The following is a 2,538-nucleotide window of genomic DNA, read 5'->3' as shown; positions in this document are numbered from 1 at the left end:
GGCCCTCGAACAGGGTTCCAAGTTCGCCATCCGCGAAGGCGGCCTCACCGTCGGCGCTGGCGTCATTACCAAGATCTTAGAGTAATAAAGGAGTGGCGGCCAATCGGTTGCCGGTGAGAAAGAACCATGGCATCGAAAAAGAAAGATATTCGCCCGGTCATTACCTTCGCTTGCACGGAATGCAAGGAACGGAATTACACCTCGCAAAAAAACCGACGCAACGACCCCGGTCGAATGGAATTGAGTAAGTACTGCCCGCGTTGCCGGAAGCACACCCTGCACCGGGAGACCAAATAGCATTGTTCGTTCCTGCCAGCCGGTAATCCTGGATCCGGCTGGCAATACAGGCCAGTAGCTCAATTAGGCAGAGCGCCTGTCTCCAAAACAGGAGGTTGTGGGTTCGATTCCTGCCTGGCCTGCCTGAAAAGGCAACGCCGTCCTCCCCCCGCCAGGGACATGAAGTGAGGCGGCGTTTTAGCCGTAAAAACAAGGAGTGTTTTGTGGCAGATAAACCTGAAAAGGCAAAGCAACCGGTGAAACCGAAACAGACCGTGGACACCAAAGCCACCGTCAAGCCACAGCAGCCGCCTGCAAAGGCCAAACCTGCCCAGGCAAAGGTGGCTACGGTAGAAAAAAAGGACCAGAAAGAAAAGCAGCAGGCCAAAACCAGGCAGCCCGGGCGTATCGTCCGCTGGTGGCGAGAAACCATCGGCGAGCTGCGTAAAGTCACCTGGCCTACCGTTCAGGAAGCACGGCGGCTGACCTACATTGTTTTAATTGTGGTGGCGGCCACCAGCCTCTTGCTGGGAATCCTCGATCTGGTCTTTTCCCGCCTGATTGGCCTGTTGATTAATCTCTAGCCACACTCCGATTCCTGATCCGGGTAATGATTAAGGGTCTATCGCATGACAGATGATCTGATCGAAATGAACGCTGACGAGCAGCCGGGTGTTGAGGAACAGCCAGGCGATGTGGTGTCTACCGACGCCGAGGCCGCTCCCAAAAAGAAAGGGCGCGCACGATCTCAGTCGACGCGCAAGGCTGCTGCCGCTCCGGCGCCGCAAATTAGTGACGAGGAAATGCCCTCGAAGGAATCCATGTCCGGTGAACGCGCCTGGTACGTGGTGCATTGCTATTCCGGCTACGAGAACAAAGTGCGCCACAACCTTGAACAGCGCATTGAGACCATGGGCATGAAAGACAAAATCTTCGACGTGGTCATCCCCACCCAGGAAGAGATCGAGGTCAAAGAAGGCAAACGCCGCACCGTGGAACGCCACGTGTTCCCGGGGTATGTGCTGGTGAATATGATCATGACTGAAGAATCCTGGTACGTGGTGCGCAACACCCCCGGGGTGACTGGCTTTGTGGGAATGGGAAATCAGCCCACCCCATTGCGGCCAGAAGAAGTCGCCCAGATTCTCAAACGCATGGAAGCCGAAGCCCCGCGCGTCAAGGTGACCTTCCGGGTTGGCGAACGTGTTCGTATCATCGATGGGCCTTTCAACGATTTCCGGGGCACAGTTTCGGAGATTGACATGGAGCGTACGAAAGTTCGCGTCATGGTCAACTTCTTCGGGCGCGAAACGCCTGTTGAGCTCGACTTTTTACAGGTCGAAAAGGCCTGAGAAAGTACACTGTTTCATGGCAGCCACAGGTTGCCGGGAGTGGGAGGGTGTCCCCTATAAATCACCCGCTAAAACCACAAAGGAGTAGGTATGGCAAAAAAACTTAAAGCAATCGTCCGTTTACAGCTGAGGGCTGGCAAAGCCAACCCCGCGCCCCCGGTCGGCCCGGCACTCGCCGGTCACGGGATCAACATCATGGCCTTCTGCAAGGAATACAACGCGCGCACATCCAACCGCGCGGGCGAATTAATCCCTGCAGAGATCACCGTCTACACTGACGGATCGTTCACCTTCGTTTTGAAATCGCCTCCGGCCTCTGAACTGCTTAAAAAAGCCGCCGGTATCGAGAAGGGCTCCAGTGTGCCCAACCGCGACAAGGTCGGGAAGGTCACCCGCGCCCAGTTACGTGAAATTGCCGAGATCAAAATGAAAGACCTGAACGCGAAAGATCTCGAAGGCGCGATCAAACAGATCGAAGGCACCGCCCGCAACATGGGCATTACTATCGTCGACTGAAAGGTGGGAGGGCAAACTTACATTTGCCCGTTGGAACCACGGAGGAAAGTATGGCAAAACACGGAAAAAAATACCTGGCTGCAAAAGCCAAAATTAACCCCGACCAGGTTTATGACCCCCTGCAGGCCCTCAACCTGGTCAAAGAAACATCCTTCACCAATTTTGATGCCACCGTTGAGGTGCACCTGCGCACCGGGCTCGATCCGCGCCAGGCCGATCAACAGGTTCGCGATGTAGTCGTGCTGCCTAACGGCCTTGGGAAGACAGTCCGCGTACTGGTCTTCTGCCAGGGTGATGGAGCTCAGCGCGCGCAGGAAGCGGGAGCCGATTATGTGGCTGACTCGGATGAGTGGATCACGAAAATCCAGGGCGGCTGGACTGATTTTGATGTGGC

The 2,538-nt window shown here is 55.7% G+C and carries 5 protein-coding genes, 1 tRNA gene and 1 pseudogene; all 7 read left to right on the top strand.

Annotated elements, in window-relative coordinates; translation table 11 throughout:
• A partial coding sequence (locus tag ATHL_RS19805; protein ID WP_476692477.1) for an EF-Tu C-terminal domain-related protein occupies window positions 1–85 on the top strand: 85 nt, incomplete at its 5' end.
• A 41-nt stretch (window positions 86–126) separates the two neighbouring features.
• Window positions 127–297, top strand: coding sequence for a 50S ribosomal protein L33 (gene rpmG, locus ATHL_RS01975; RefSeq protein WP_084001104.1), 171 nt, complete (start codon window positions 127–129; stop codon window positions 295–297).
• A gap of 48 nt (window positions 298–345) precedes the next feature.
• Window positions 346–419 (top strand) — tRNA-Trp (locus ATHL_RS01970).
• Window positions 420–500: 81 nt separating this feature from the next.
• Window positions 501–860, top strand: coding sequence for a preprotein translocase subunit SecE (gene secE, locus ATHL_RS01965; protein ID WP_062189236.1), 360 nt, complete (start codon window positions 501–503; stop codon window positions 858–860).
• Between the two features lie 219 nt (window positions 861–1,079).
• Window positions 1,080–1,628 carry a transcription termination/antitermination protein NusG gene (nusG, locus tag ATHL_RS01960; protein WP_062189238.1) on the top strand — a complete coding sequence of 183 codons (549 nt, stop codon included), beginning with the start codon at window positions 1,080–1,082 and terminating at the stop codon, window positions 1,626–1,628.
• Window positions 1,629–1,718: 90 nt separating this feature from the next.
• Window positions 1,719–2,144, top strand: a complete 426-nt coding sequence (rplK, locus tag ATHL_RS01955; RefSeq protein ID WP_062189234.1) for a 50S ribosomal protein L11 — start codon at window positions 1,719–1,721, stop codon at window positions 2,142–2,144.
• Between the two features lie 50 nt (window positions 2,145–2,194).
• Window positions 2,195–2,538 (top strand): annotated as a pseudogene (locus ATHL_RS01950) (50S ribosomal protein L1); the annotation flags it as partial.

Origin of the sequence: Anaerolinea thermolimosa (assembly GCF_001050195.2) — a bacterium.
GTDB lineage: Bacteria > Chloroflexota > Anaerolineae > Anaerolineales > Anaerolineaceae > Anaerolinea > Anaerolinea thermolimosa.
This window is presented reverse-complemented; position numbering and strand designations above follow the sequence as displayed.